Source organism: Paenibacillus aurantiacus, assembly GCF_042431225.1.
GTDB classification, from domain to species: Bacteria; Bacillota; Bacilli; order Paenibacillales; family Paenibacillaceae; genus Paenibacillus_Z; species Paenibacillus_Z aurantiacus.
The window spans coordinates 455,311-482,227 of record NZ_JBHMDO010000022.1; the positions used below are offsets into that span (position 1 = coordinate 455,311).

29 protein-coding genes are annotated in these 26,917 nt (G+C 51.5%); 25 read left to right on the top strand and 4 right to left on the bottom strand.

The window, feature by feature from the left end; translation table 11 throughout:
- The first annotated feature begins 5 nt into the window (after positions 1-5).
- The 5 genes from nuoL to murA all read left to right on the top strand — a co-directional run bounded on the left by nuoL (position 6) and on the right by murA (position 8,029).
- Positions 6-1,880 (top strand): NADH-quinone oxidoreductase subunit L, encoded by a 1,875-nt coding sequence (gene nuoL, locus ACFFSY_RS13595; RefSeq protein ID WP_377494733.1) that lies wholly within the window; start codon positions 6-8, stop codon positions 1,878-1,880.
- Positions 1,880-3,535: a complex I subunit 4 family protein gene (locus ACFFSY_RS13600; protein ID WP_377494735.1), complete on the top strand. Its 1,656-nt coding sequence runs from the start codon at positions 1,880-1,882 to the stop codon at positions 3,533-3,535. Before nuoL ends, ACFFSY_RS13600 begins: the two co-directional genes overlap by 1 nt.
- Positions 3,532-5,100: an NADH-quinone oxidoreductase subunit N gene (locus tag ACFFSY_RS13605; protein WP_377494737.1), complete on the top strand. Its 1,569-nt coding sequence runs from the start codon at positions 3,532-3,534 to the stop codon at positions 5,098-5,100. The genes ACFFSY_RS13600 and ACFFSY_RS13605 overlap by 4 nt, the downstream gene beginning before the upstream one ends.
- A 1,007-nt stretch (positions 5,101-6,107) precedes the next feature.
- The gene (locus ACFFSY_RS13610; RefSeq protein ID WP_377494739.1) at positions 6,108-6,365 is read left to right on the top strand and encodes a DUF1146 domain-containing protein; all 258 of its coding nucleotides are present in this window, start codon (positions 6,108-6,110) and stop codon (positions 6,363-6,365) included.
- Between the two features lie 206 nt (positions 6,366-6,571).
- Positions 6,572-8,029 carry a UDP-N-acetylglucosamine 1-carboxyvinyltransferase gene (gene murA / locus ACFFSY_RS13615; protein WP_377494741.1) on the top strand — a complete coding sequence of 486 codons (1,458 nt, stop codon included), beginning with the start codon at positions 6,572-6,574 and terminating at the stop codon, positions 8,027-8,029.
- A 119-nt stretch (positions 8,030-8,148) separates the two neighbouring features.
- Here the strand turns inward: murA and ACFFSY_RS13620 are convergent, their stop codons facing one another.
- On the bottom strand, positions 8,149-8,559 hold the full coding sequence (locus ACFFSY_RS13620; protein WP_377494743.1) for a VanZ family protein: 411 nt from the start codon (positions 8,557-8,559) through the stop codon (positions 8,149-8,151).
- A gap of 369 nt (positions 8,560-8,928) precedes the next feature.
- Here ACFFSY_RS13620 and spoIID point away from each other — a divergent pair, with 369 nt between their 5' ends.
- The 3 genes from spoIID (at position 8,929) to spoIIID (ending at position 11,376) form a co-directional block, all read left to right on the top strand.
- Entirely contained in the window at positions 8,929-10,047 is a 1,119-nt protein-coding gene (spoIID, locus tag ACFFSY_RS13625) for a stage II sporulation protein D (RefSeq protein ID WP_377494745.1), read from the top strand.
- A 91-nt stretch (positions 10,048-10,138) separates the two neighbouring features.
- Complete coding sequence (locus ACFFSY_RS13630) at positions 10,139-10,885, top strand: peptidoglycan DD-metalloendopeptidase family protein (protein ID WP_377494747.1); 747 nt, start codon at positions 10,139-10,141, stop codon at positions 10,883-10,885.
- Between the two features lie 203 nt (positions 10,886-11,088).
- Positions 11,089-11,376, top strand: a complete 288-nt coding sequence (spoIIID, locus tag ACFFSY_RS13635; protein WP_148929602.1) for a sporulation transcriptional regulator SpoIIID — start codon at positions 11,089-11,091, stop codon at positions 11,374-11,376.
- Between the two features lie 114 nt (positions 11,377-11,490).
- Here the strand turns inward: spoIIID and ACFFSY_RS13640 are convergent, their stop codons facing one another.
- The 3 genes from ACFFSY_RS13640 to ACFFSY_RS13650 all read right to left on the bottom strand — a co-directional run bounded on the left by ACFFSY_RS13640 (position 11,491) and on the right by ACFFSY_RS13650 (position 14,091).
- On the bottom strand, positions 11,491-12,711 hold the full coding sequence (locus ACFFSY_RS13640) for a tyrosine-type recombinase/integrase (RefSeq protein ID WP_377494749.1): 1,221 nt from the start codon (positions 12,709-12,711) through the stop codon (positions 11,491-11,493).
- Positions 12,712-12,726: 15 nt separating this feature from the next.
- Positions 12,727-13,638, bottom strand: a complete 912-nt coding sequence (locus ACFFSY_RS13645) for an ImmA/IrrE family metallo-endopeptidase (RefSeq protein WP_377494751.1) — start codon at positions 13,636-13,638, stop codon at positions 12,727-12,729.
- 78 nt (positions 13,639-13,716) lie between these two features.
- On the bottom strand, positions 13,717-14,091 hold the full coding sequence (locus tag ACFFSY_RS13650) for a helix-turn-helix domain-containing protein (protein WP_377494753.1): 375 nt from the start codon (positions 14,089-14,091) through the stop codon (positions 13,717-13,719).
- A 165-nt stretch (positions 14,092-14,256) separates the two neighbouring features.
- On the opposite strand from ACFFSY_RS13650, the gene ACFFSY_RS13655 reads away from it, so the two are divergent.
- From ACFFSY_RS13655 to ACFFSY_RS13735, 17 genes are all read left to right on the top strand, one after another.
- Positions 14,257-14,490 carry a helix-turn-helix transcriptional regulator gene (locus ACFFSY_RS13655; protein WP_377494755.1) on the top strand — a complete coding sequence of 78 codons (234 nt, stop codon included), beginning with the start codon at positions 14,257-14,259 and terminating at the stop codon, positions 14,488-14,490.
- Between the two features lie 23 nt (positions 14,491-14,513).
- Positions 14,514-14,840, top strand: a complete 327-nt coding sequence (locus ACFFSY_RS13660) for a DNA-binding protein (protein ID WP_377494757.1) — start codon at positions 14,514-14,516, stop codon at positions 14,838-14,840.
- A 129-nt stretch (positions 14,841-14,969) separates the two neighbouring features.
- A complete protein-coding gene (locus tag ACFFSY_RS13665; protein ID WP_377494759.1) occupies positions 14,970-15,476 on the top strand; it encodes an XRE family transcriptional regulator in 507 nt (168 codons plus the stop codon).
- Positions 15,477-15,486: 10 nt separating this feature from the next.
- Positions 15,487-15,750, top strand: a complete 264-nt coding sequence (locus tag ACFFSY_RS13670; RefSeq protein ID WP_377494761.1) for a hypothetical protein — start codon at positions 15,487-15,489, stop codon at positions 15,748-15,750.
- 78 nt (positions 15,751-15,828) lie between these two features.
- Positions 15,829-16,731, top strand: coding sequence for a hypothetical protein (locus ACFFSY_RS13675; RefSeq protein WP_377494763.1), 903 nt, complete (start codon positions 15,829-15,831; stop codon positions 16,729-16,731).
- Entirely contained in the window at positions 16,625-17,569 is a 945-nt protein-coding gene (locus tag ACFFSY_RS13680) for a DnaA ATPase domain-containing protein (RefSeq protein WP_377494765.1), read from the top strand. Before ACFFSY_RS13675 ends, ACFFSY_RS13680 begins: the two co-directional genes overlap by 107 nt.
- Before the next feature lie 76 nt (positions 17,570-17,645).
- Positions 17,646-17,897, top strand: coding sequence for a helix-turn-helix domain containing protein (locus ACFFSY_RS13685; RefSeq protein ID WP_377494767.1), 252 nt, complete (start codon positions 17,646-17,648; stop codon positions 17,895-17,897).
- Positions 17,898-18,071: 174 nt separating this feature from the next.
- Positions 18,072-19,184: a DNA polymerase III subunit beta gene (dnaN, locus tag ACFFSY_RS13690; RefSeq protein ID WP_377494769.1), complete on the top strand. Its 1,113-nt coding sequence runs from the start codon at positions 18,072-18,074 to the stop codon at positions 19,182-19,184.
- A 102-nt stretch (positions 19,185-19,286) separates the two neighbouring features.
- A complete protein-coding gene (locus ACFFSY_RS13695) occupies positions 19,287-19,499 on the top strand; it encodes a hypothetical protein (protein WP_377494771.1) in 213 nt (70 codons plus the stop codon).
- Positions 19,500-19,639: 140 nt separating this feature from the next.
- Positions 19,640-20,479, top strand: a complete 840-nt coding sequence (locus ACFFSY_RS13700) for an HNH endonuclease (protein ID WP_377494773.1) — start codon at positions 19,640-19,642, stop codon at positions 20,477-20,479.
- Positions 20,476-20,859: a (deoxy)nucleoside triphosphate pyrophosphohydrolase gene (locus ACFFSY_RS13705; protein ID WP_377494775.1), complete on the top strand. Its 384-nt coding sequence runs from the start codon at positions 20,476-20,478 to the stop codon at positions 20,857-20,859. Before ACFFSY_RS13700 ends, ACFFSY_RS13705 begins: the two co-directional genes overlap by 4 nt.
- A 107-nt stretch (positions 20,860-20,966) precedes the next feature.
- Entirely contained in the window at positions 20,967-21,344 is a 378-nt protein-coding gene (locus ACFFSY_RS13710; protein WP_377494777.1) for a hypothetical protein, read from the top strand.
- A 794-nt stretch (positions 21,345-22,138) separates the two neighbouring features.
- A complete protein-coding gene (locus ACFFSY_RS13715; protein WP_377494779.1) occupies positions 22,139-23,845 on the top strand; it encodes an ATP-binding protein in 1,707 nt (568 codons plus the stop codon).
- Between the two features lie 268 nt (positions 23,846-24,113).
- A complete protein-coding gene (locus ACFFSY_RS13720; protein ID WP_377494781.1) occupies positions 24,114-24,587 on the top strand; it encodes a hypothetical protein in 474 nt (157 codons plus the stop codon).
- 81 nt (positions 24,588-24,668) lie between these two features.
- A complete protein-coding gene (locus tag ACFFSY_RS13725) occupies positions 24,669-25,265 on the top strand; it encodes a tyrosine-type recombinase/integrase (protein ID WP_377494783.1) in 597 nt (198 codons plus the stop codon).
- Between the two features lie 206 nt (positions 25,266-25,471).
- On the top strand, positions 25,472-26,209 hold the full coding sequence (gene terS / locus ACFFSY_RS13730) for a phage terminase small subunit (RefSeq protein ID WP_377494785.1): 738 nt from the start codon (positions 25,472-25,474) through the stop codon (positions 26,207-26,209).
- Position 26,210: 1 nt separating this feature from the next.
- Positions 26,211-26,894, top strand: a complete 684-nt coding sequence (locus ACFFSY_RS13735; protein WP_377494787.1) for an HNH endonuclease signature motif containing protein — start codon at positions 26,211-26,213, stop codon at positions 26,892-26,894.
- Positions 26,895-26,917: the final 23 nt, after the last annotated feature.

Below are 26,917 nucleotides of genomic sequence, written 5' to 3' on the forward strand. Positions count from 1 at the left end.
GCGCGATGGATACGATTTTTACGCAGCTGGGCTGGCTCGTGCCATTGTTCCCGCTTGCGGCCTTCCTCATCCTGACGGCTTTGGGACGCGGATCCCGGACGCTGGCGCCTTGGATCGGCACGATTGCGTCCTTGGGCGCTTTCGTGCTGTCGCTGCTCATCTGGACCGAGCGGCTGGGGAGCGAACCCCAGGATTATAGCGACGGGTTCCGCTGGTTGTCTGCCGGCGGGCTGCAGCTGACGTTGGGGTTCGAAATTACGAATTTGACGTCGCTGATGCTGCTGGTCGTCACCTCTGTCAGCGTGCTCGTCAATCTTTATTCGGCAGGCTATATGAAGGAAGATGAGCGGACGACGGTCTACTTTGGCTATGTCGCGCTGTTCACCTTCTCGATGCTGGGTCTGGTGCTGGCCGACAATCTGCTGGGGCTCTACGTGTTCTGGGAGCTGGTCGGCGTCTGCTCCTTCCTGCTCGTGGGCTTCTGGTTCACGAAGCCGGCGGCGCGGGCTGCGGCCAAGAAAGCGTTCATCGTCACGCGGATCGGCGACGCGGGGCTGCTGCTCGGCATCATCTTGCTGTATTGGCAAATGCCTAGCCACGCTCTGGACTTCGCGAGCATCCAGAATGCGTTTCAAAGCCATGGCGGCGCCATCGAAGCCGGGATGACGACGCTCATTGCGCTGCTCATCTTCGTCGGCGCGGTGGGCAAATCCGGCCAATTCCCGCTCCATGTCTGGCTGCCGGATGCGATGGAGGGGCCAACGCCGATCAGCGCGCTCATCCATGCGGCGACGATGGTCGCGGCCGGGGTCTATCTGATCGCGCGAACATTCGATATTTTCGAAGCGTCCCAAGCGGCGATGGATACGGTGGCGTACATCGGCGGCTTCACGGCGATCTTCGCGGCGACGATCGCGGTCGCCCAGCAGGATATCAAGCGCATCCTGGCCTATTCCACGGTCAGCCAGCTTGGCTATATGATGATGGCGCTCGGGCTGGGATCGCTGACCGGGGGTATCTTCCATTTGGTGACGCACGCGTTCTTCAAAGCGCTGCTGTTCCTCGGAGCGGGCAGCGTCATTCACGCCGTCCACACGCAGGATATCCGGCGGATGGGCGGAATATGGCGGCGCATGCGGGTAACGTCGATAACCTTCGGCATAGGGGCTCTGGCGCTCTCGGGAATTCCGCCCTTCTCCGGCTTCTGGTCCAAGGATGCGATTCTGCACACGGCGCTTCAGGAGAAGCCGCTGCTGTTCGTGCTGGGACTGGCCGCCGCATTCTTGACCGCGTTCTACATGTCCCGGCTCTTCTTCTCCGTCTTCACGGGCCGGGCGCGCAGTCAGTACGGCGACGTGCGGGAGTCGCCTTGGACGATGACGCTGCCGCTCCTCGTGCTGGCGGTTCCCGCGGTGCTGGCCGGACTCATCGAGACGCCATGGAACAATACGTTCGGACACTGGCTCTCCGGCGGTACGGAGACGACGCACACGGGCGGCGGACTGGTCATGGTCGTCTCAGCGGCAGCAGGCGTGCTCGGCATCTATATCGGCTGGTTGGCTTACGCGAAAGGGGCAATCAACCGCGAGTCGTTCACGGCTCGCGTGCCGTGGCTGGGGCGGCTGCTCGGCGAGGGCTACTATATCGATAAACTGTACAGTATCGTATTTGTCCAAGGCGTGCGCGGGTTAGGCCGTGCGTTCGCGGCGATCGACGATTACGTCATCGGCGGCGCGGTCCGGCTGATTGGCGGGGCAGCGCTGCTGCTCGGACGCGGCGGGACGCGCCTACATAACGGCCAAGTGCAAACGTACGGATTGATTACGTTGTTCGGCCTTCTGGTCATGATCGTGTCCATTGCCGGAAGGAGGTGGTGGTAGTGCTGGAGGATGTGCCGATTCTATCGCTGATTACGTTCTCGCCGCTGCTCGGCCTGCTCGTGCTGCTTTTTCTTCCGAAGCAGAAGGCTAGATGGCTGAAAGCGACCGCGATCACCGCGACTCTCGTTCCGCTTGTGCTTGCCTTGTGGCTCTACGCGGACTTTAGTGCTCGTTCGCCCGAAGCTACCTCCGTGTACGGCGAAACCGCTACTTGGGTGGATGTCTCGCTGAATAAGGAATCGGTCGGCGACGTGGCATCGTATTCGTTCAAGCTGGCGTACCAAATGGACATCGACGGATTATCGCTGCCCCTTGTGCTGCTGACGACGATCGTGGCCGCGATGGCCGCGCTCGCTTCGGTGCATATCAAGAAACGGTGGAAGGCGTTCTACTTCTGGTTTTTGCTGCTCGAGGTCGGGATGCTTGGCGTGTTCATGGCGCGGGATTTGTTCTTATTCTTCATCTTCTTCGAGCTGACGCTTATTCCGATGTTTTTCCTGATCGGCATCTGGGGATTCTTCGGGCGGGAGAAGGCGGCAAGCCGGTTCCTGATCTATAACGGGCTAGGCTCGGCGATTATGCTGGTGGCGTTCCTGCTGCTGACGGTCACGGCCGGCTTCCATCAGCTTGATGCGGGGAGCGGGCAAGGCTATCGGCTTGAATACAGCGGAAGCTACGCGGTGCTGCAGGAGAGCTTCTCGAATCCCGACTCATTCATTAACAAAGGGGCTCCGGACGCCGGCGGCGATACCGCGGTGACGGTCGCGCAGAACCCGTTCTATCTGTCCGAGGCGATGCGGTGGACGATCTTCCTCCTGCTGCTCGTCGCCTTCGGGATCAAGCTGCCGATCGCGCCTTTCCACACATGGATGCTGCGCGTGCATGCCGAAGCGCCGCCTTCGGTCGTCATGATCCATTCGGGCGTGCTCCTGAAAATGGGTGCCTACGGGCTGCTGCGCTTTGGCCTCTTCTTATTCCCTGCGCAGGCGAGCGAGGCGGCGGTCGCGATTGCCGTGCTGGGCGCGGTGAACGTGCTGTATGGAGCCTTGCTTGCTATCGCGCAGAAGGATTTCAAGCTGGTGCTCGCCTACTCCTCGATCAGCCATATGGGGATCGTGCTGCTTGGGATGGCTGCTCTCAATGAGATCGGGTTGGAAGGCGCGGCCGTTCAAATGGTATCGCACGGCTTAATCTCCGCCCTGCTCTTCTTGATCGTGGGTAGTCTGCAGGAGAGGACAGAGACGACGGAGCTGAAGCAGCTGGGCGGTCTAGCCCGAACGATGCCGTTCATCGGCGGTGTGCTGCTCGCGGCAGGCATGGCGTCGCTTGGCTTGCCGGGACTGTCCGGGTTCATTGGGGAGTTCCTGTCACTGCTTGGCCTGTTCGACACGCAGCCGGTTATTACCGCGATTGCCGTGCTGGGTATCGTGCTCGCGGCGGTCTATGTGCTGCGCGCCGTGCTGGCGATCACGTATGGACCGTCTCCGGAGCGATTCGCGTCCTTGCGCGATGCCAGGCTGGTCGAAGCAGTGCCGATGATCGTGCTGCTCGCGCTGATCATACTGGTTGGGGTCTACCCGGCCATCCTGACCGATCCGATGAAGCATGGCTTCGACACGCTCATTCAACTGCTTCCGGGAGGTGAAGCGTCGTGATCTATCAAGGGAATGCGCCGGACGTCGGCGTCTTCACATGGAGCGAGGCGCTCTATTTGGCACCGGAAGGATTATTGATCGTCGTCGCGCTGGCGTTAATCCTGCTCGACTTGGCCCTTCCGGGTACGTCAGGCAGGAACAAGTTAGGCTGGGTCACGCTTGCGGGGCTGCTCGGATCCGGAGGACTCGTCGTGTGGCGCATGCTGGAGATGGCGGCCGTGCGGGCAGATGGGATGCACGGAAGCGGCGTGATCCGGGTACTCGCGGACAGCTACCGGATCGATCATTTTGCCAGTGCGCTCAAGCTGGTCTTCCTGCTCGCCGCCGCGCTGGTCGTGCTGATGAGCCTGGGGACGATGAAGCGGGAGGAGACGCCGAATCGGGGCGAGTATTACTACTTGCTGCTGCCTGCCGTCGCCGGCGCGATGATCATGGCGTCCTCGGGCGATCTTGTGACGCTGTATATCGGGCTGGAGCTGCTGAGCGTGACGACATACGTCCTCGTCGGTATGCGTAAGAAGGGGGCGAAGTCCGCGGAGGCCGCGTTCAAATACGTCGTGACCGGCGGTCTGTCCTCCGCGTTTATTCTGTTCGGGATGTCGTACTTGTACGGCGTTGGCGGGTCGACGAACATTGGCGCAATCGCGAACGTGCTGCAGACGCAGGGCATCGCCGGCTTGTCGCCGCTGCTGGCCGTAGGTCTGTTCATGCTGGTCGCCGGGTTCGGTATCAAAATCGCGGCAGCTCCATTCCACGCCTGGGCGCCGGATGTCGTCGAAGGGGCATCGCCCCCAGTTGCCGCGTTCTTAGCGGTCGTCTCGAAGGGCGCGGCGCTCGCCGCCGTCTTTCGCATCGTGTACAACATCGTCTTCTTCGTCGACTCGCCCGATGGCGACATTGCGGGCGATACGTTCCTGCTGCTGCTCGTGCTAGCGGCCGCCTCCATGCTAGTCGGGACGTTGACGGCACTGCGCCAGCGCAAATTGAAGCGGCTGCTTGCGCTATCGGGAGTCGCGAATGCCGGCTACTTACTCGTACCGCTCGGCATCTCGTTGAAAGGCATGCACGCTTCGAATTTCGGCGAACTGATCTTCTATCTGCTAGCCTATACCCTTATGACAATCGGCGCTTTCACCGTTGTCGCGACGGTGACGCAAGCGGTGGGCAATGCAACCTTCGGCAGCTTCGCCGGGTTGTATCACCGGGCGCCTTGGACAGCCGCGGCGATGCTCGTGCTGCTGCTCTCGCTGGCGGGACTGCCGCTCACCGGCGGCTTCTTCGGCAAGGTGTTCATCTTGTTCGGCGCGGCGCAGTCGGGCGCATATTGGCTGGTCGCCATTATGGCGGCCAGCAGCGTCATCTCGTATTACTTCTACTTCGCGATCGCCAGGCAGATGTTCTTGCGCAGCGAGGGCGAAGATACCCGCATTCCCGTATCAGGGGTGACGGGGGCGGTCATATGGATCTGTGTGCTCGGCACGTTGGCGCTAGGTCTATGGCCGGGTATGGTGTTCGATCTGATTAATGCGCATTTCTCGATCGTCGGCGATTTACTGATTCGGTAGCGAAGAAGAGTGAATATTGATGCGAAGAAGAGAGAGGCTTTCCCCGGGAGGGGAAGGTCTTTTTGTGTGCACCAGCTAGCGCAGCGTAGGACGATTCTAGAAGAGGGTAAGAGAGTTGGAGTGGAAGCTGGTTCGGAGTTGCGAGATATTGACGACCCGTTTAAGACGGAGCAACCATAACAAAAAAGGCTCTTTTCGCCTGGCATATTCCGTATCGAAATCCGCATACACTGGGAGAATTTACGGGGAGCAGAGACTGTGCGGGGGCGATGTCTTTAGCGAGAATTAACATGACGGGCATCAAAAAAGAGGACTTATCGGGCCCGCAGTTTCATAATAACAAATTGCGGGTTAAAGGCTGAGTATGATGAACCGATACGATTAGGATTCGGTCAGGTTTAGAATGTGGGGCTCGCGATCAGACGGCGGTAACGAGTGCTTGCGTAGGTTGAACCTAGCTGGCTTGCAAGGGGCAAGCGACAGTGGGGGAACGCCGTCATTGTAGAAATGCGTACAATGCCGATTAATTCGATGATGAAAGTGGAGTTGCGTATAGGGAACGCTAGGTGAACAATCCGTCGTTTGATACGAAGTGGAGAGCGCAAGATAATACTAACCGGAAGGGGGCGTGAGACTTATGGCCTATTTGGATGCGAGAGCCGCTTCGGCAAAACCCGTTTCACATCGGCGGTCCCGCTGCCCGACGAACGGACGGGTGTTGAGCGGCTAAAGGTGGATCGGCAGGTAAGGTTCCACAATTTAAGGTTGTTGGATTTAATGGAAACATTTTCTTTACGTTGATCGTCTATCAACTGATGGCGGAGTCTCATGTCCGGATGATTGCAGTCAATGATTTCCCTATGGACGCCTAACGGATCGTTTCCTTGGTGAGATGAATGCCGAGAAACAGGTCCTAATCCTTACTGGCATACGAGATACATGTTGTTTATAATGGAACGATGGCAAGCGGCCGGGAGTGTGCAATCAATAAAGGCGGAGGCTATGAGATGGACGCGGTTGTGAACGATTTTGCGGCAAGAGCCGGCATGCAGGGACTTATTTACATTATTGTCGATTTAATTTGCATTACGGTGGCCTGGTTCGTCGTGCAGGAAGTTCGCCTCGACGTATTCATGAAACGAGCGCGAAGCGTACATACCAAGACTCTCCAAATTATGCTGGCCGTTATCCTTGGTCATCAGTTCGCCCGGTTCGTCCTCGATTACTGGCAATGGTCGAACCTGCTACGAGGACTTGTCGAATAACAACATAGAAACATGTCAACAATGGGTAATACATGACGGTACGAAAAAACAATCAGCCTCCGAATACCTATTATCGGCATGATTCGACAGGTATAAATTAACGCTTGTCGACTTATGTATCACGGTGATATGATGGGGAATAGTGGCGCTTTCGTTAAGTGCCAGATATAGGCAAAGAAAAACTGCGCGCGGAGGGAAACTTAAAGATGAGCAAAATAATCGTCCGCGGCGGTCAGCGACTAGTCGGAAACGTTCGTGTCAGCGGAGCCAAAAACGCTGTACTGCCGATACTCGCGGCCGCGTTACTTGCACAAGATGGAGAAAGCGTCATTGCCGACGTTCCATTCCTAGACGATGTGAATACAATTCAACAAGTGCTTGCCGCACTCGGGGCAAGTCTATCATACGAGAACGAAACCATGCGCATCTCCGCGCAGCAGTTGTCGTCATATGAAGCGCCTTACGATTTGGTTCGCAAGATGCGCGCGTCCTTCCTCGTGATGGGACCGCTGCTTGCGCGGCTTGGCTGCGCAAGAATTTCACTTCCGGGCGGATGCGCGATTGGCACGCGGCCGATCGACCAGCATTTGAAGGGATTCGAAGCCATGGGCGCCGAGATTATGCTCGGCCATGGATTTATTGAAGCGCGCGCGAACGGACGTTTGAAGGGTGCGAAGATTTATCTTGATGTCGCCAGCGTCGGCGCGACCGAGAACATCATGATGGCCGCCGCTCTTGCTCAGGGCACGACCACCATCGAGAATGCGGCAAAGGAGCCGGAGATCGTCGATCTGGCGAACTATCTCAATGCCATGGGCGCAATCGTCCGCGGAGCGGGTACGGGCGTCATCCGTATTGAAGGTGTTGAACGTATGACAGGCGTTCGCCATACGGTTATTCCTGACCGGGTCGAAGCCGGAACGTACATGATTGCGGCAGCGATTACGGGCGGAGACGTGCATGTGGAAGGCGCGATCGCCGATCATCTGGCACCGGTCATCTCGAAGATGGAAGAGATGGGCGTCGAGATTTCGGAGACCGATACGGGGATTCGCGTACGTGCGAGCAAGCCGCTCAGAGGCGTTGACGTGAAGACACTCCCTTATCCGGGCTTCCCGACCGACATGCAGTCGCAGATGATGGCGCTGCTGATGGTGTCCGAAGGTACGTCGGTCGTAACGGAGACGGTATTCGAGAACCGCTTCATGCATGTGGAAGAGTTCATGAAGATGAACGGAAGCATCAAGGTCGAAGGACGCACGGCGATTATTAACGGCGGCGTACCGCTTGCAGGCGCCAAAGTGTGTGCGACCGACCTGCGCGCAGGCGCGGCGCTCGTCTGTGTGGCGCTCGTCGCTGACGGCGAGACAGAGATTACTGGTATCCATCATGTGGACCGCGGCTACGTCGACATTACCGGTAAGTTGGCTAGCTTAGGCGCGAACATCGAGCGTGTCGAAGCGGTGAGCGAAGCCGCAACAGCCGCAACGGCAGTCGATAAGCTGCAGACCCTTGCCTCCGGCATTGAAGCCGCGGTTAGTGCGGTTGCAGCGCAAGCGGATACGGTGTTGACGGCGGCACTGGCCTCCGAGAGCGTCTCCGAGAAGAAACGCGACAAAGATGTCAGCCGTTTGAAGCCGCAGCCGACATGGGCCGTGACCTAATAATTGCAGGTAGATAACAAAAAGAACCTCCATACAACGTATGGAGGTTCTTTTTGTTTCTCTTTTGGTTCTCGACCGGAAAACGGTTATGACCATACATCGCTAACGTACAGACTCGCTTAGCGCCGCTGTGCCGCCCGTCGGCTACGAAGTGCGCGGCACAGGACGTAAGCGCCGAAGATGCCGATCGAATCGATCAAGACATCAATTAAGCGTCCGTCCCGGTTGAAGAATGGCTGTAACAGTTCGGTCAACAGGGCGTACAGGACGGCCCAGATCAGCCCGGAGGGTTGTTTGCCGCCTTTGGTCAACAGCAGCGACAAGATGAAGAAGCCGGTGATGTGGCCGATTTTTTGGATGACGTACAAGTTACTCTCCGGCATAATATCCAGCTTGAATAGATCTGTTAAGTGGGCATGTGACGTAAAGTCGAAATGAACATAAAAATCGCTCATTAGAAGACTTACGCTAACCGTACAGGTCCCCACGAATAGTACACCGCACCATAACACAATCGCTAACATACGCATTGGAAACACCTCTTGCCGCATGAAATACCCCTTATCATCTCTCTAATCTCTAGCATCGCCGCATAGGATGGATAACCGCCGAGGGCGGCCGGAACGCCAAGATCCTCAGAACAGTACCGCATCCGTCTATCTTTAGTGCATAACTATAGCATACACCGACGCGGTTCTCAAATTTCTCCATAAAAATGACAAGGGGAAGGCGCCTCTATTTCGTTCTATCCTATCAGCGGGCTTCATAGACTTTTGATATCACAGAATGGCGACCGCTGTGCCGGCAGAAGCGAGGAAGGGGAGAAGAGCGTGAACCGGATGAAATGGCCGAGAACGAAATGGACTCACCGCAATCGTGTACATCGATGGCGGTGGTGGATGGGGTTTGCAGCAGGGGTGCTCATGATGGGAGCGGCCAAGGGATTATGGTTTTCGGGCGGACAGCCTACCCCGATCGACCCGCTCGGTTCCGCGGGTTATCAGGAGTCGGCTCCTGTGGAGTCGAATCAATCGGACCATCCGCAGATGGGGACGGGACAAGCCCTCGACAGGGAAGCACCTGTGCCGACGAGGCCGGCAACGGGAGGACGGACCCCAAGTCCGGAGAACGAAAAGCCTGCGACGAGGACGTTCACCGACTACGACCGTCTCCGCGTAAGCGTATATTTGACTGAACATAAGCGCATTGAGCGTTTGCCTATCGAGCTGTACGTGCGCGGTGTGCTCGCAGGGGAGATGCCGATCGATTTCGAACTGGAAGCCTTAAAGGCGCAAGCGATCGCGGCGCGCACCTACATTTATCGGAGACTCATGAGCGGGGACCGCAGCGGGACGCCGGACGAGCAGGCGGACGTGACCGATACCGTGCAGCACCAGGTCTATGTTCCGATGGCTGATTTGCTGAACCGGTGGAAGGGGCAGACGAAAGAGGACAATCTCGCGAAGCTGAACCGGGCGGTCGAAGAGACGAAGGGGCTGATCATTACGTACGCGGGCGAACCGATCCAAGCGGCGTTCTTCTCCACGAGCAACGGCTATACCGAGAATGCAGCCGACTATTGGACGCTTGATGTGCCTTATCTGAAGAGCGTCGCCAGCCCGTGGGACAAAGCGATCTCCCCGCGGTACAAGGAGACCGTGACGATGAAGATTGCCGATCTGGCCGACAAGCTGGGTGTCAAGAAAAGCGCGATCAGCCACATGCGGGTGCTCGAGCGAACGGAGGGCAAACGCATCGCAACGATCAACGTGGGCGGCGAGAAGCTGAGCGGGCGCGAATTTCGCGAGAAACTAGGACTCGCCTCCTCGCAATTCACCTGGCAGCTCGATGGCAGCGAGATTCATATTACGACCTATGGATTCGGGCATGGCGTCGGCATGAGCCAGTGGGGGGCGAACGGAATGGCGCAAGCCGGCGCGGACGCCAAGCGAATCCTGCTCCATTACTACTCCGGCACGAAGGTGGAGCAAGTCTCCAAGCTGCCGGAAGGGCTGTAGAAACTTCCAAACTTCCAAACTTGAAATTGTTGAAAGCCTCACGTATAAAGTGCTAGCTTCTGGCAACAATGCTTGATGAGGTGATTAAACAATGAATGATCAAAACAAAAAACCATCGCAAGACGCTCCTAAAACCGTAGTGGGAGCCAGCAACGCCAATACTTCCGCCTGGAGAAAACTGTTCTCCAAGAAATGGGCAGCACCGGCAGCATTCATGGCAGCGGCGGCAATTATCGTAACCTTAATGTGGGTCTACCAGGGGCCGGACGAGACGCCGACAATGTCGACTACGCCGGATACCCAAGCCACGACGGGGACGACGGCCGAGGAAGCAACGACGCAGCCGGCGGAAGAAGAGGAAATCATCGCGAAGTCCGGCACGGAGACGATGCAGTGGCCGGTCGCCGACCGCAACGCGGTGAAGGTCGCCAAGCCGTTCTATGACATCAACGCGACGAAAGAAGAGCGCGAGAGCGCACTCGTTCAGATCAACGCCGATACGATCGTCGGCAGCACCGGCATCAGCTTGTCGGCGGCGGAAGGCGACAAAACGTTCGACGTCGCGGCGGCGCTGAGCGGCAAGGTATTCTTGGTGGACAAACATCCGACCAACGGCAACATCGTCGAGATCAAACACGCGGACGGGCTGAAGACGGTCTACCAAAGCTTGAGCGACGTTCAAGTGAAAGTCGGCGACGAAGTCGAGCAAGGCGCAATCATCGGCAAAGCCGGCCGCAACGAAGTCGAACGCCAGCTTGGCAACCACTTGTTCTTCGCAGTGTACCAAAACGGCACAGCGGTGAACCCAAGCACGCTGCTGGACCAGCAAGCCGACTAATCGAATGAATGTTCGGAGCAAGCCCGCGAGCGGGCTTGCCGCGAGGGCAGGGGATTCCCCCTGCTCTTGCGTTATTTTCGGCCGAAAGGGCCCTTGTCATGAAAATATTTGCATTCCTAGGCTTGTCATGCTTGGCCATAAAGAATATCTACCCGACCCCCTCATATAATGTACCAAACTATCTCGAGTAGGGAGGCGGGAGCGTGCACGACTACATCAAAGAACGTACGATCAAAATCGGCCGGTGCATCGTGGAAACGAAGCATACGGTGCGGACCATCGCCAAGGAGTTTGGCGTGTCCAAAAGCACGGTGCACAAGGATTTAACCGAGCGCTTGCCGGAGATAAATCCCGATTTGGCGGACCAGGTGAAACATATCCTGGAGTATCACAAATCGATCCGGCACCTGAGGGGCGGAGAAGCTACGAAAATCAAGTATAAGAAGAGCACAGGGCGTAAGCGCGAAGTGGTGGCCGCGGCAAAAACGTAAGCGATTTTTTCTACAAAAATAGAGGAATTTCGTATACAAAAGAACAAAAGCCTGCAAAATCAGCGGTTTTGCGGTGTTATGGGTGGTGCAAGTTGGGATAAGGTCACGGAAAGGTCACATTTCTTGCAAAATGGTGGATGGAAGGATGTCTTTGAAGTGGTCGTGTACTTTCACTCGGGCATCCTTTTTCATCTTATCGGTGACGTGCGTATAGATGCGCAACGTCGTATCAGGGTCATCGTGACCAACCCTTGCCATAATGGTCTTAAGGTCAACACCGGCTTCCGTAAGCATGCTGATATGCGTATGACGGAAAGTATGTGAGGTGACATGTTTCTGAATGGATGTCTTGCGCATGATTCGTGCAATCCGATAATTGATTTTTCCATGATTCATTGGATAGCCCATCTCGTTCCCAAAAACAAAATTCCCGTTATGAAAATGCTCGTCGAAATGAGCGATGGTCATTCTGTGTTTCTTCTTACTTTTGATGAGGTTGCGGATGAGCTGCATGACGCTCTGATCTATATCGATCCGGCGTACCGATCCTTTCGTCTTCGGTGGAACTAGTTCATATTTCTTCATATTGCCGGTTGGGTTATACAGCGTTTTGGTCACGCGAATCTCATTCTGCTCGAAATCAAAGTCGGGCTCCTTAAGGACAAGCATTTCACCGCAACGGATTCCGGAAAAAATCATCAGATTGAATATTTCATCATCAGCAGGCAAACCGTACTTACGAGCGGCATTTAGAAATTCAGCCACTTCATGGCGTTCCAGATAACTCGACTCTACAGAATCGTTTTCCAGTTCTTCGATTGTCTGGACCGCCTCGGGAATAGTCGTGCCAAAGGCAGGGTTATCCTTTCGATAACGCTTGAGAATGGCGAATTTGTAGATTAGGGATGCAGTGCCATGCACAGATGTAATATGGCTCTTGGAATAATTCTCGTCGGACAGGCTATTCAGAATGTGTTGGTGCATGTCATGCGTAATTTTATCAATATTGACGGCGCCGATATGTTTATTCAAAAGGTCGATATGGATACGGCGCTGTCTCACCGTCCCCTTTTTGACCTTGCGCTTTGAATAGACATCAAGCCATTCCGCAGCGAAGTCACGAAAAGGAAGCTTCTTCGCTTTCTTCTGGTCGATGCCGTCTTCCTCCAGTGCGCGAATGACGGCATCGACGCGGGCCTCGGCCTCCCCTTTGGTTTCCCCGCGTCGCTTTATCTGGTTACGTTTCCCGGTTACAGGATCGGCTGGCCCATCCTTAATACAAACCCATAGATATCCCTTTTTATTCTTCGCCTCGATTTTCTTGAAAGATGCCATGTCAACCTTACCTCCCTACCACTCATATTCAAAACGTATCCGACGCTGAAACACAACTTCTAAATCGGCAATGCTTATACGTAAAAAACTAATATCTCGCGTCCCCATCCGTTCTAATCCAATGATACTGACAAGATTGGGGAGTAGGATAGTCACAGACGATGTGTCCTGAGCCGCCTGTAGGGCCGCCAGAGGCACGGAAATGGCTTCGGCGTCCTGGACGAAGGTAAAGTCCGTCTCTCTCTTATAGACGCTTTCTAGGCGTATTTGAAGAGGCTTCCCCCAATCTACTTTATCGATGTAGGCATACAGGAAATACGGATCGCCGAGATTGTTACAGACAAGGGTTATCTGATGCGGTTCAAGTAATATGGGAGCCGATTCGATGCTTGTAAACGTCCGTTGATACTGGAACTTTAGATAAGCTTCGCCAATCTCAGCCTGTAGGATTCGCCGGACAATCTGCTGCATCCTTCGTACAACTAATTGTTCCGGAAGAGCGAATGAGTCAGACAGGACCTTAATGTAATTGTCATGCCCTTGAATAGCTTTGAATTCTTCCAACATGAATATCGGGATAGCGGCGTATAGCTGGAATTGGTCAGCCTGCATTTCTTGAAGTGCAATGAAAGAGTCACTCAGTTGTTCTTGTTTACCGCAGTGTTGAATTGGATGCGAAAGCTCATGAAAGAAAATCGCGCGCTTGGTCTTATTATCCAACTTATCATCAAGGAATATGAACCGATACCCATCCTCCTCCCATTCCGCGAAGGAGGGGCCAGGATATTTAGTTATCTCTGTATCCCAAATTGCAGCGATCCGCTCAATGTCCATATCAGCGGCGGATCGAAGACCGGCTTTACGATAGCTGTTATTAATCCAGGCTTCTAGTTCCGTTTCTTTGTATACTGACAAGTTGTAATTCATGCTGCCCCTCCAAGTTATATGGAACGTATGTTCTGTTTTTATGTTAAAAGAAAAGCCCAGATTAGGGCTATCCTCGTTTTATTTCCCTCGTTGCTGTTTACCTTTGCGATACGCTTCAACAGCAGCCTTAGCAGCCGCTCGTGCAATATCGAGTTCCTCTTCGGTATATTTGTCAGCACCACCGAAGAAAGCACGACCAACATTAGCGTCGAAATCAGTTGATTGTTCTCTAGCGCCAGTATCTGTGTTTTCAAGAACTCGTCCGAGTAAGTAATCAACAGAAGTCTCATAGAAATCAGCAAACTTTTGGAGCGTACTCTGACTAGGCTGTTTTTTATTCGTTTCATAATAAGCTATTGTACTTTGACTTAAGTTGAAGCGTTCGGCAAGTTCCTTTTGGGAAAGTTTCTTGCGCTCGCGAAGCTTCTTTAATCTCTCTCCAAAGGTCGACACAAACAGCCCTCCTCAAAGTCATCATATTATTACCGATGGTCATAAATAAAGGTTTATGACCGTTAGGTATAATATTTTGAAATAGTCATTGACATGATGACTTTGGGTCATATATTATTGAGTCATAAACAATGACAAATGGTCATAAAGGTGGTGTTGTAACGCATGAAGAATGTGAGAATAATCGCTCTACGTGAGGCCCGAGGCCTTACACAAGGGAAACTGGCAAAGGAAGTCGGTATGACCCAAAGTATGATTTCTCACGTTGAGGCAGGACGGAAAGAGCCCAGTAAAAAGTATAAGATTAACCTGGCGCGTTTCTTTGACGTTACGGTTGAATGGCTTTTTTATGAAGAAATCGATGACTTAAAGTCATTGGATAACACAGTTTCTGCTTAATCAAACGAAAGTAGGTGAACGCGATGTTCAAAGTCGAGATCGATTATGACGTGCTACAGACAATGATTAAGAATGCCATCGATGCTGCTCTTGAAAGTCATTCGTTTACGAACAGCCTGCCGCCAATTCTGAATCGGACGCAATTCATGGAGCTGTTGGACATTGGCGCGACCAAAGCGGCAGAGCTTTTCAACCGCAAAGACTTCCCAGTCATCCGGGAGTTCGGTCATCCAAAGATTCTAACACATCAACTTATGCAGTGGTGTGAGCAGCATTCGGAATGGGTCAGTCAGCATGCTGGGCCAGCATACCCGGCTAAAAGAGCACCGCATATCAGGCGGGCTAAATAAAGAAATCCCGACAACCGGAAGGATGTCGGGGGACGGGGGCATTGGCAACCGGCTACGTTGTGATTTTATGGTAGCATGTCTGACTGTCCAAAGTCAGACTTCATTTTGGACAAATTGGGGTGTATTTGAATGGAGTTTGGATCGATGCTCGATTCGGTTTTAACCGAAAGAAAGGAGACTCAGCTTCAAGCGGCTGCGTCATTGAACGCAAGCAATTCAGCTATCAGCAAAGTGACGCTCGGGACTCGGAAGCCGTCCAAAGAGCTGATGCAATCAGCAGTTGCATATTATGATGAGCCATTCCTTGCGGTGGCAGCTGCGACGGAAGCCACGGGAGGGGCGTTCGTTCCCTATATGAACAATGCAGACCTTCACCGCGCATCAACTCATCTGAAGACGATGGAGGAGCTGGAAGAAGCCGTGACTGCGATGCGGCTAGCGCCGATCACGAAACGCAAGGATCAACTCAGTGCTGACGAGAGAGAGCTGATTCGCAGGGCGATCTTTGAATGCGTAGAGGCGATTACGGCGCTGACGCACCACGTTGCGGTTTTATGCAAGGAGTATGCGTTTAGCTGGTTTGGGGTCTGGAAAGAACATAGGGCTAAGCTCAAGGCCCACAAATACATATCGTAAGGGTGATTTGATGAGTCGGGAATATGACTTAAAGACGGGGCGCCAGCGGATCGACGACCTGGTCATGATGCGGCGGCGGTTGATGCACACACAACAGCCTAATGGAACGTGGGATTGGTTTCTTGAACAAGAGATTGCGGCGATCGAAGCCGAGATGGCTGAGGCAAAAAGCAAAATGACCGCCTGGCGGGGCGATCATTTTGAGGTAGAGCAGTTATTAAGATTGTTTCCAGTATACACACCTGAGCAAGCTGCGGCAAGTGCTGCGCTGTGAGGGGCGACAAAGGATTTATCTTGTCGTCGTCGGCTTACATGACTAGGCCAGTAAATCAAGAGGAGGTGGAGAGAGTCAGTGGCATGGATCGAATTACACCAATCGTTGTGGACCCACCGCAAGACCCTGATCCTGGCTGCAATGCTTCAGATCAATGAGACATATGCAGGTGGGCACCTGTCTCGCTTTTGGACTTGGGCGCTGGACAATGCACAAGACGGCGACTTGTCTGGCTTGCCTGATTTGGTTATTGCCTTTGGTGCTGGGTGGCAGGGAGACGCCACAGCGTTCGTCAATGCATTGGTCAAAGCAGGGTGGATTGACCGGGACGGGGACCAAGTTGTTATTCACGATTGGCACGACTACGCGGGGCGTCTCGCCGAGAAGAAGAAAGCGAACAAGTTGCGCATGCAGAAAGCACGCGAGTCGAGAAAAATGAAAACAAACGACGAACGTGCGGCGAATGTGCAGCGCACAAACGATGCACAAGGCGATAACGAGCAAGGCACGGGCGAAACACGAAATGAGCACGTGCAGGGGCTACCTAACCTAACCATACCTAACCATATTATTACTATTATTCCTAGCGAATCAGGATCGAACGATGACGGTTACAACCGAATCGTTGATGCGTACTGCGAACTGCATCAGAAAGGAACATGGCAGCTAGGGAACGAGGTCACCGAGATCCATAAGGTGGTCAACAAGGGGGTGCCAACTGACTTTGCAATCATTCAGATGAACCGTCTTCTATCCCAAAAACAGGAGCGCGAAGGTCAGCGCTTCCGACTGCCCAAGTCGTTTTCATATTACAGTCAAGCCATCTTAGATGCTTGGGACGATGACCAACTCATGCGAAAGGGAGATGTATCGAATGCTCCGAAAAATGGCCGGATTCAGCAGTCTGGATCTGGAAGAGCTCAAACGCAGGGCCGAAATCCTTCGTTCTCAGACGACGAACTCGACGAGCTCGTCGTATAGCAGCGTTTGCCCAAAATGTCATGATACTGGCACGATCAACGTCATCGAACTGGTAGATACGGGGTTTACAAACAGTAAGGGCGAGTCCATCATGCGGGAGCAAATCAAAACGGACCCCATAACCGGGAAGTTGCCGCTATGTGAGTGCTACAAGGACAAGCTGTTCGACAAGTACAACGCTTCGGCCGGCATGAAACCGGAAGAGCGAATGCGTCTCTTTGATTCCGCGGATATCGACGACGAGAACGCTTCGAAATTCGAAATTGCCCGCGCTTTTGTCGAGCAGATCGAGCACCACTTGGCGGCGGGGGCATGGCTCTACATTTTCGGAGACGCCGCGCGGGCTCGGCCCAGGGGATTGAGCGAAGTCGGAACGGGTAAATCGTACCTCACCCATTGCATTGGCAATGAGCTGACGCGAGCGAAATTCAAAGCCATTTACGTGACGGAGGACAAGCTTTTCGGCGATATCAAAGCTACTTACAACCGGGATTCCGAGGAAAGCGAAGGCGAGGTGTTGTCACGTTATCAAGACGTGCCGATCTTGCTGATAGACGATTTGTTCAAGAGCAAGCAGACAGATTGGACCGAGGACAAGCTGTTCCACCTGCTCAATAACCGTCTGGGCCCGAATAAGGTCACCATCATCAACAGCAACTATGCGCCGAACCGAATCGAGCTTGTTTGCCCAAAGACGGGGAGCGCTATCAGCAGTCGTATTCTCGGGGCTGCCTTAAACGTGGAGATGATCGGGAAGGATCGGCGGCGTCAGCAACGGAGAACGGAGGTTCCAAAGTGGACGAGTTCGAATTCGATGCAGAAACGGTTTGTCGACTAATGCGTGAAGAACTGCTTTGGGAACAGCATCAGATGCTTTTGGAGGATTTGGATTGGTTCGAGGATCAGGAGGTCATATGCGGAAAAAGCGGATTAACACCTATATCGCTTGCGAAGACCTCAATCATGTTTGGGATGAGAGCGAAGTAATCGCGTTCGATCAGATGTGGTGCGAGGGGCTCTGCATATACGAAATTGCAGAGGCGTTCCAGCGCGATCCTGACGAGGTGGCGATTCTCGCCATTGATCGAGCCTGTAAGCGGATGATCAAGCCGCGGGGAACGGGCGCGCTTGGAGCAACACAGAAAGGACAAAAGAAATGGGCTTGAATCATGGGGATAGATTCCCACATCAAGAGGATGTACTTGCCCTGGCGGACGGGCAAAAATACGTAGTCGAAATACAGGGGAGATTCTTTATAGTGACGCCAGCCACGGACGAGGATCTGATGAAGGCAAAAAAGGACCCGGTATGCAAGGATTAACAAGGAGTGTGCTCAATCGATGAACTTTAACATTCACCGCAATGATTTACTGCCGTCACTCAGCAAGGCAGCTGAAGCAGTTGATTCGCGTTGTCCTGTACCGGTTATGACGGGCGTCTATATCGAAGCAAATGAACACGGGCTTCGACTGGTGGGTTCATCTTACCAGGTCACGATCGAGACCCACGTCAGTTCGGACAGGATCGCAATCAGCAGGCACGGAATCGCCGTCTTGGCGGCGAAATCGGTATTGGAGATTGTCCGGAAAATGCCGGAGGCAATTATCGAAGTCGAAAGCTTGGGTTCATCAGTAAGGTTTCGATCCGGCCGTATGAAGCTGGAGTTGGCCAACTACCCTGATCGTGAAGACTTTAATTTGCCTTCGCCTATAGCATCCGAGGGTCAGCTAATCGATGGGGGCGCCTTTGCAGAAATGGTCACACGTTCCGTTTATGCCGTCATGAAAGAGGAGAGAGGCGGCGCCTTGTCCGGAGTAAAGATAGACTCGGACGAAGACAAACTAATCTTCATGGCTACCGATAGGCAGCGACTTGCAATGGTTTGCGAACCATCATCTATCGAGCTGAAGAAAGAGCTTGTCATCCATGGCGATCACCTAAAATTGGTTCGATCCTTGTTACAGTCGGGAGACGAGATGCGGTTCCGTGCCGCTGATGACCATGTGTCTTTTTCGGTCAAGGATACAACGGCACACATCCGATTGATGAACGGATCGTTCCCGCGGCTTCATAACATCATACCAAGCAAGACAGAAGCCCTCATTACAGTCTTATCAAAACCATTGGCTGATGCGGTAGAGCGAGCCAAAATCACGGCCGAGAAGAGCACCATTCTGTTCAGGTTTGGGGACGGGGAGATCGAGATCCGGAGCAAGAACGAGAAGGGCGATCGAACCGAGGAGTTTATAACCGTTGAGTCAATCGAGGGAGATTCGGGCGAAATATCGCTGAATGCGAGGTTATTGACTGAAGCACTTAAAGCTAACGATAGCGAAGAAACCCTAATTCGTTTCACAGGCCAAAAAAGCCCATTCATTTTATCGGACGGCGACGAAAGCAGGGGTATCCACTTGCTGGCACCAATGGCGACAGAGGAGGACTATTGGAAATGACAAACACAGTTGAAGTATATGAACAGCTTTGCTTTGAAATTGTGGATGACGTGTTCGTAGTTAGCTCGGAAATTCAATTTGACAAAAAAGAGGTGGCTTAAAATGTATAACGCATTCAATAAGTACGACGCCCAGCGGAAAACAGCACTCGTAAAAACTCTCATGAAAGCGAAAGAGCAGGCTGAGACGGCAAGTCTGTACTTGACGGCCCGCGACGAGGTCGAGCAGATCGTCGCTGTTAGCCAGGTGCTAGGGTGGATCGAAGATGCGATTCAGTTGCTTGGAGTGGAGGAAGGTGACGAGTTGGCAGGATGAAGCGAGGGGAGTACCGGTTGGATGTAAAAACGTAATCAGCAAGGTTGTAGGATAAAATTCTGGTATGAGATTCAAGTATACTTCAGCCGTTACATTTGATATTTTGACAGTAACAATAATATACAATGAACGGTGGTATTATGATGGAGTATTTTCATGGTTTAAATCCTGGCGATACTGTTAACAACAAAGGTCTTATGAACCTTTTCGATTGTGGGATATCAGGTGGTATGCGAAGAGCGAAGAAAAATAATGCGTTAGTTTTGGTGTCGGACTCCTTCAAGTCCACATACGAGGATCGATGGATAGGAGACATTTTTCATTACACAGGTATGGGTCTTGTGGGTGATCAGAGCTTAAATTACATGCAAAACAAGACGTTAAATGAATCAGGCAAGAACGGCGTACTTATCTTTTTGTTTGAGGTCTTCAAGGAAGGCGTATACACCTACCGCGGTCGCGTAGAGTTAGCTGGTAAACCTTACATGGAAGATCAACTTGATACAAACAAGGACTTAAGAAAGGTTTGGGTGTTTCCTCTGAGGCTCATTGCTGATTCTGATATAGTCTACCAGCCTTCAATTGAGTTGTTGAGTGAAGTAACTGAGCATCAAGAGAAGCGTGCAAGACGAATGCCATTAGAAGAATTAAGTAAACGTGCAATGCATGCCCGTAAATCCACTACTACCAAGGAGAACAGAGTTAATGTCTTCTATAGAGATCCGTATGTCTCGGAGTTTGCGAAGCGACGTGCAAACGGGCGTTGCCAATTATGTGAACAAGCAGCCCCATTTTTAAATAAAAACAAGGAGCCTTACCTTGAAACACATCATATCAAGTGGCTAGCCAAAGGAGGGGAAGATACAGTGGAAAATACCGTTGCACTGTGTCCGAATTGTCATCGCAAGATGCATGTCCTCGATCTCCACTCTGATGTTCAGAAACTATTGAAAATTGCAGGAGGCTGGCTAGTCATATGAAGACGATCGATGTAGTAGGTGCTGTCATCGTTGATGAGCTAGATCGAGTCTTGTGTGCTAAACGTTCGGCACGCATGAGTATGCCGTTTTTGTGGGAATTCCCTGGTGGGAAGATTGAAGAACATGAAGAGCCAGAAGTAGCCCTTATCAGAGAAATAAAAGAGGAACTGAATTGCCAAGTTGAAGTTGGGGAGCAAATTGCTGATAATATTTATTCCTATCCAGCAATCAATGTTAGATTGATTACCTTCTTCGCGACAGTAAAAGAAGGTCAGCCTACTGCAACTGAGCATGAAGAACTCAGGTGGGTTCCGAGGAAAGAGCTTGCAAAATTGGATTGGGCCCCAGCAGATATTCCAACGGTACAAGCCCTCATCTAAAGAACAAAACCCCCGGTGTCGTTGGGGAACGGGTTCCGGGGGCAAACGGATATTCTCATCTACTCTAATATACCATAAATAGAGACGGGTGAGGGGAATGTTGGCAAATGGCAATGGCAGAACATCAGCTGGAATTGTTTCCACGCGCGACCGCTGAACAAATAGAAAAGACAAAGCGGCTGCTTGAAGAGTACCAATCCTGCGCCCGCATCTGCGCCGCCTTCGAGGAGGAAGGCATCGAGACGCTTTGCGAGACGGAGAGGGCCTCGTACAACAAGTCCACAAGCAAGGTTAAACGAATCCGGCGCGCTGTGAAACTGATCTTCGATCGCGAGATCCGGGAGATCATCGAATACCGATATCTCCAAGAAAACACGTATACGGATACGATCCAGCAGTTTACAAAAGCGATGGACGATCGTACAGTAGACAGGAAATTGAACAAAGGCATCGAGGCCGTCGCTGAATCGCTTATTCTTTTTTAAGTGGCGAAAATGACGGTTGGACGACGGACAGCGGACGGGCGGGGGACGGTATCCTGCCAGTCAAATAATTCTTCCCCAAAGGTACAGTGGAGTTACATAAAGAGTTCACTTCGAACTCGGGTAACCGTCCACTGTACCTTTTCACTGTGGGCACTCGGCCGCGCTGTGGGATGCGATATGCCTTAGACGCTAGTCGTCAAGGGTGTGGTGTGAGGAGGGGTTAGATGCCCCGGTTTTATTAATAAATTTACAGACAGGGTCGCGACAATGTTGCGGCTCTTTTTTATTGCATATAAAAGGAGTGCTGCCGGATTGACTAGGTATTATCGAACGAAGGCAAAACCCACCGATAACTCTAAGAATCAGCCGGCCAGGTGCAAAGGATGCATTTGGGGGCGGTGGGAGGCATCGAAGCAATTTTGCTCCCGGGTGAAATGCCCAAAGGATAGTAAAACGAAAAAACCTCGGGGATGCTTTCCCACGAGGTTTCTGACCGGTGCTTCCGGATTTGAGTTGATTATACCAAGACAGTCCATTTTTATGCAATAGGGATGCATTGAATAGCTGCAAATGTACTCCATGCATTTGGTGGTATGGAGCGTTACATCCGCTGCCTCATAATTTTACAAGCATTTGATTTTTAAAAAAATTATCGATTGAATGAAAAATTCATCTTAGTTACACCCCATTATTTATGAGGGAGGCAGTAAGACAGAAAGTATACTGACTTACCGACATTCCCCAAAACCACTCACACAGGACGAACAATAGTCGACCTAAAAAGGAGAGTTTATATGGCAAAGAACTTTGAATCAGATCTAATTGCAGATTTAATCCAAGTTGACAAGGCTATGGAAAGCTGGAGAGACTCTGGATTTGATTTATCAACTGCAATCGGCGAGCCAGTCGATAATTCAATTGAGGCTAGTGCAAAATTGATACGTATTGAAACCAGAGGTTCTAACAATAAAATTGATGAAATTATTATTGCTGATGACGGACTTGGTATCAATCCCGGAGTATTAGCGCAGGTTCTAAAGATGGGTTTTTCCACTAGATACAACCAACGTAAAGGGCTAGGTCGATATGGCGTGGGCATGAAACTTGCAGCTCTAAGCCAAGCAACGCGAGTTGATATATACACTAACCCTAAAGTTAACTCTGATCGGTACTACCATGCTTTTCTTGATTTGAGTCTAATCAGTGTTGAAAAGCAAAAAGATATTCGTGCAGTGGGTGTGTCAGGGTATCCAGAGAAATACAGGAAACTGATGACTTATGCTGACGGGAGAGAGTTTGAGACAGGTACATTAATCGTGTGGTCGGACGTGGATAGATTGGAGAACGGAGGGAAGTATGGAAACTCAATTCAGGAGCACCTTAATGAGTTGACTAAGTTTTTGGCGAGAGCATATAGGAAGTTCATTAACGCTGGGATTACAATTGAGTTAAACGGCAAGGTGGTCGAACTATATGATCCTCTCTTTTTACTAGAAAGCGATCGTATCAAGAAGATGTTTGAGCCCGATTCTTGGCAGGCTACTTTAATGGATGAGTCGGAGATTGATATTGATGGCCACATTGTAAATGTAAAGGTATCACTGTACCCCAAGGCTGTTCGTTTGAAAAAAGGTGAAGGTGGAGGATCCCGGGGAAGTGCTAAGAAATTTGATAAGCTCCATATCGAAGAGAATCAAGGACGAGTTAGCATTTTAAGAAATGGTCGTGAGATTTACTATAACGTAATTCCACGTCTGTTCCCCACAAGAATTGAACATATCGACCGGTTTATTGGTGTTGAGTTAAGTTTTCCGGCTGAAATTGATGAGTATTTTCAAGTACGGAACGTCAAGCGCGGTGCAGAGCCGGTAGGAAAACTTAAGAAACGTATCGAAGAGATAATCGATAAACCAATTCGTACGGCGCGAAAGCTAATTAAAGATACATTTAATGAGACAGCACACAATGAACGTAAGGCGGCAAATAATCACACTGCTGCAACTCAGGCAGTGAATATAGTTGAAGAAACATCCCCTCGTGGAAGAGGGGATTCGGGAATCGAGCCAGAGCAGATTGTTGAGGATCTTGTAGCTGATCTTGATCTGGATAAGAAACATGATCTTTACCAGATTAAGGAACTTGAGAAAAGACTCGAGGATCAGACAATAACTATTACCGATGGTAGTTGGCCAGGTAAAGAGTTGTTCGAAATTGTTCATTACAACGGAAGGGCAGTAATTACCTTAAATTACAGACATCCTTTCATGAAAGAAATTTATCTACCGCTCAAACAGCTTGGCGACGACGAACCATCTAATCTTGACCCTGAGGATTTGATCCGTCACGCTCGTCTTATGGAAGCAGCAATTGATGTATTGTTTATGGCATTCGCAAAAGCTGAAAATATGGAGAGAGACCCAGACCGTGCTTACAGTGACTTAAGATCCTATTGGGGGCAATTTTCTGCTGCTTATATGAGGGAGCTTGTAAAGCATGTCTAACCAAAAGGACGAAGATGAGAATCTTCGTCTTTTTTTTATGTTGATTGAAAAAAATGGAACCCTCAGCCCCCATTATAGATGAGGGGGATAAGCTCTTCCTTGATATGGGCACGAGCCCTATGGTACAATCTTCCTGATTTCAGCTGTAACCGACCCGTCGGCGGATATAGAGACTGGAATCGGAGCGGGTGGCCGCTTAAAACCACATCCCAATATGAGCGATTGACCGATGATTAAGTTCGCGGACAGTCGAAGGAGGAAACTGAATATGAATTTTAGTATGGATACGCTCGAGGCAATGGAAATTTTGTATAGGATGGAACAGGGGACAGGTGATTCGCGTACGAAGGACAGAATTGACCGTGCGCTGGACGAGCTCGCAAGAAACCCTGTTCGTACAGGCGATCCTAAAAAGATCGCAAATAATGCAATGGGAAATGCGGGGAAGGTCCTCAGGAGCCGTGAACAGTTACAAGTTCATTTTGACGTTGATGTAACTGAAGTTCTTCAAACGTCGAAAATCGGTCAGCCAGCCTTCAACTCTGTGCAGTTGAAGTTCGAGGTTATCGACTTCATCGATCGTTCTAATTTTAATGCGAAAGACAAGCGGATCGCTTATGCATTGTTGAATGGTAAGGATGTAAAAGACCTTGCCGTTACTCATGAGGTTAATGAAAGTAGGGCAAGCTTGTGGGTCACTCGTTTGAAGAAAAAGATACACCAAAAATGGAATAACGCTTAGTTTAAAAGTCCAAGCTGCGACGGAGCTTGGACTTTTTGTTTTTCTAAAACACGGTCATCCCAGTGCCAGGGTGGTGGTTATGTGAATTTTGTCCAGCCAATTCGTGATCCAATGGTTATCGAAGGCATTAAGGAGTATATGAAGATTAGAAGCCTGCGGAATTATCTCTTCTTTTGTTTCGGAATATACAGTGGGCTACGGGTGAGTGACTTAAGAATGCTTCAAGCCGGAATGGTACGAGGCACCCATGTAAATATAAAAGAGCGGAAGAACAGGAATCGGAAGCGCTTTATCATCCATCCGTCCATTCGGGGAGATTTGCACAGGTACATTGCTAACATGGCTGATGACGATTTCTTATTCCCGAGTCGACAGGCAAAGAAGAAAACAAAGATGAAATTGCAGCCCTTTGATCGGAGCACGGCATACAAGATGCTCAACCATGCAGCAAGGCAATTTGGTCTCCGGGAAATCGGCTGCCATACGATGCGTAAGACGTGGGGCTACCAATTGTACATACAGGACCCACGAAATTTAGCGTTACTTATGGAGATGTACGGACACAGCGATCCGTCGATAACTCTACGCTATATTGGAATGACGCAGGATATGATGGATGCGGCAATTATTCGTTTGAGTACCCCACAATTAGGCAGAAATCGTACTCATTTTCTGTAAGCGAATTAATGCTAGAAGCAGCAAGGGGATCGCTAATTTAATGAGTGCAACAGAATATCCATTATGGTTCACTTCAGAACCAGAAATTAGGAGAATCAGCATTAATCAATCGGGTTTTAAGAGCATGCCGTGAGCGCTCCAAATGCTTTCGGAAAACGCAAAAGCGTTCCGCTCAAACTCAAATAACGCGGAGGTGGCGATATGTAATGTCGAGAGAGCGAAGTCCGCTGCGCAAGAAGGCGCTGAAATTATGGCTAGATAGCAATCGACAGTTGCAACCCACAGCCATTGCAAGGGCCTTGGGTACGTCCGGCTCGCAGATAAGGAAGTGGAAGTCTTTAGACAAATGGGACGAGCTGCCGGAAGGGCCTCGCAAGAAGGGAGCTCAGCCGGGGAACAAAAACGCCAAAGGAAATAAAGGCGGCGGCGCGCCAAAGGGCAACAGAAACGCTTTTAAAAACGGAAACGGGGCCATATGGGAAGACTCGTTTGATTGGGTCGAACGGATGCTTCTCTATGAAGTGGATACCGATCCGGTAGGACAAATCAATAACCAGATCCGCATGCTGGAGATTCGCGAGCGGCGATGCCTGCTAAGAATCAATCAGATTATGGATGGTTGGGATCAAAGCGAGCAAATAAGCAAGAGTCAGCTGATCGACGAAGAGACGGAAGTCACCATGATCGAGCAAGACGGCAAGGTGGCCGCCATGACCGTCAATCAGCCGAGATTCGGCGAGGTGGAGCGCATCACCAAAACACCTCAGCAACTTGAACGCATCCTTTCGATCGAAGAAACGTTGACCCGTATCCAGGATAAGAAGGCCAAGCTGATCGACATGAAGACCAAGCTTGGACTGAAGCAGCTGAGCGAGCAAGAGGCCGCGTTGCGGATCCAGAAGATGCAGCTGGAAATCAAGAAGATGGAAGAGGCGGCATGGTGATATGGTAAAGCATACGATCCTTCACACCTTCTATTCATCACAGAAGTGGAGGGACTTCCGGCAAGGGCTGATCGCTGAACGCGGCAACAAATGCGAGCAGTGCGGGCGTCTGATCGCTCGGTCGATCGACATTATCGGTCACCACTTGATCGAGCTGACGCCAGAGAACGTCCATGACCACAATATCAGCCTCAATCCGCAAAAGACCGAGCTGATCTGCTACGATTGCCATAACAAAGAGCATAAGCGCTTTGGTTATCAGGGCAGGAAGGAAGTCTATTTGGTCTATGGTCCGCCGTTTGCGGGTAAGGCCGAAATGGTGAGGCAACGACTGCATCGCGGCGATCTAGTGGTCGACATGGACCGGCTGTATGAAGCCATGTCTGGTCTGCCTTATTACGACAAGCCGGATGGTCTGTTCGGCAATGTCATCGGCGTCCATAATGTCTTGATCGATAACATCAGGACGCGTCTAGGCAAATGGGGCACCGCATGGGTGATCGGCGGTTATGCGGACAAGTTCAAGCGAGAGCGCCTTGCCGATGACCTGGGCGCTGATCTGGTATTCTGTGAGATGAGCCGGGAAGAATGCTTGCGCAGGCTGGAGGCCGACGAGGATCGGCGATACCGGCAAGCGGAGTGGAAGGGCTACATCGATAAGTGGTTCGAACAATATAGGGCATAGAAGGTTGTAATACTTTCACCATG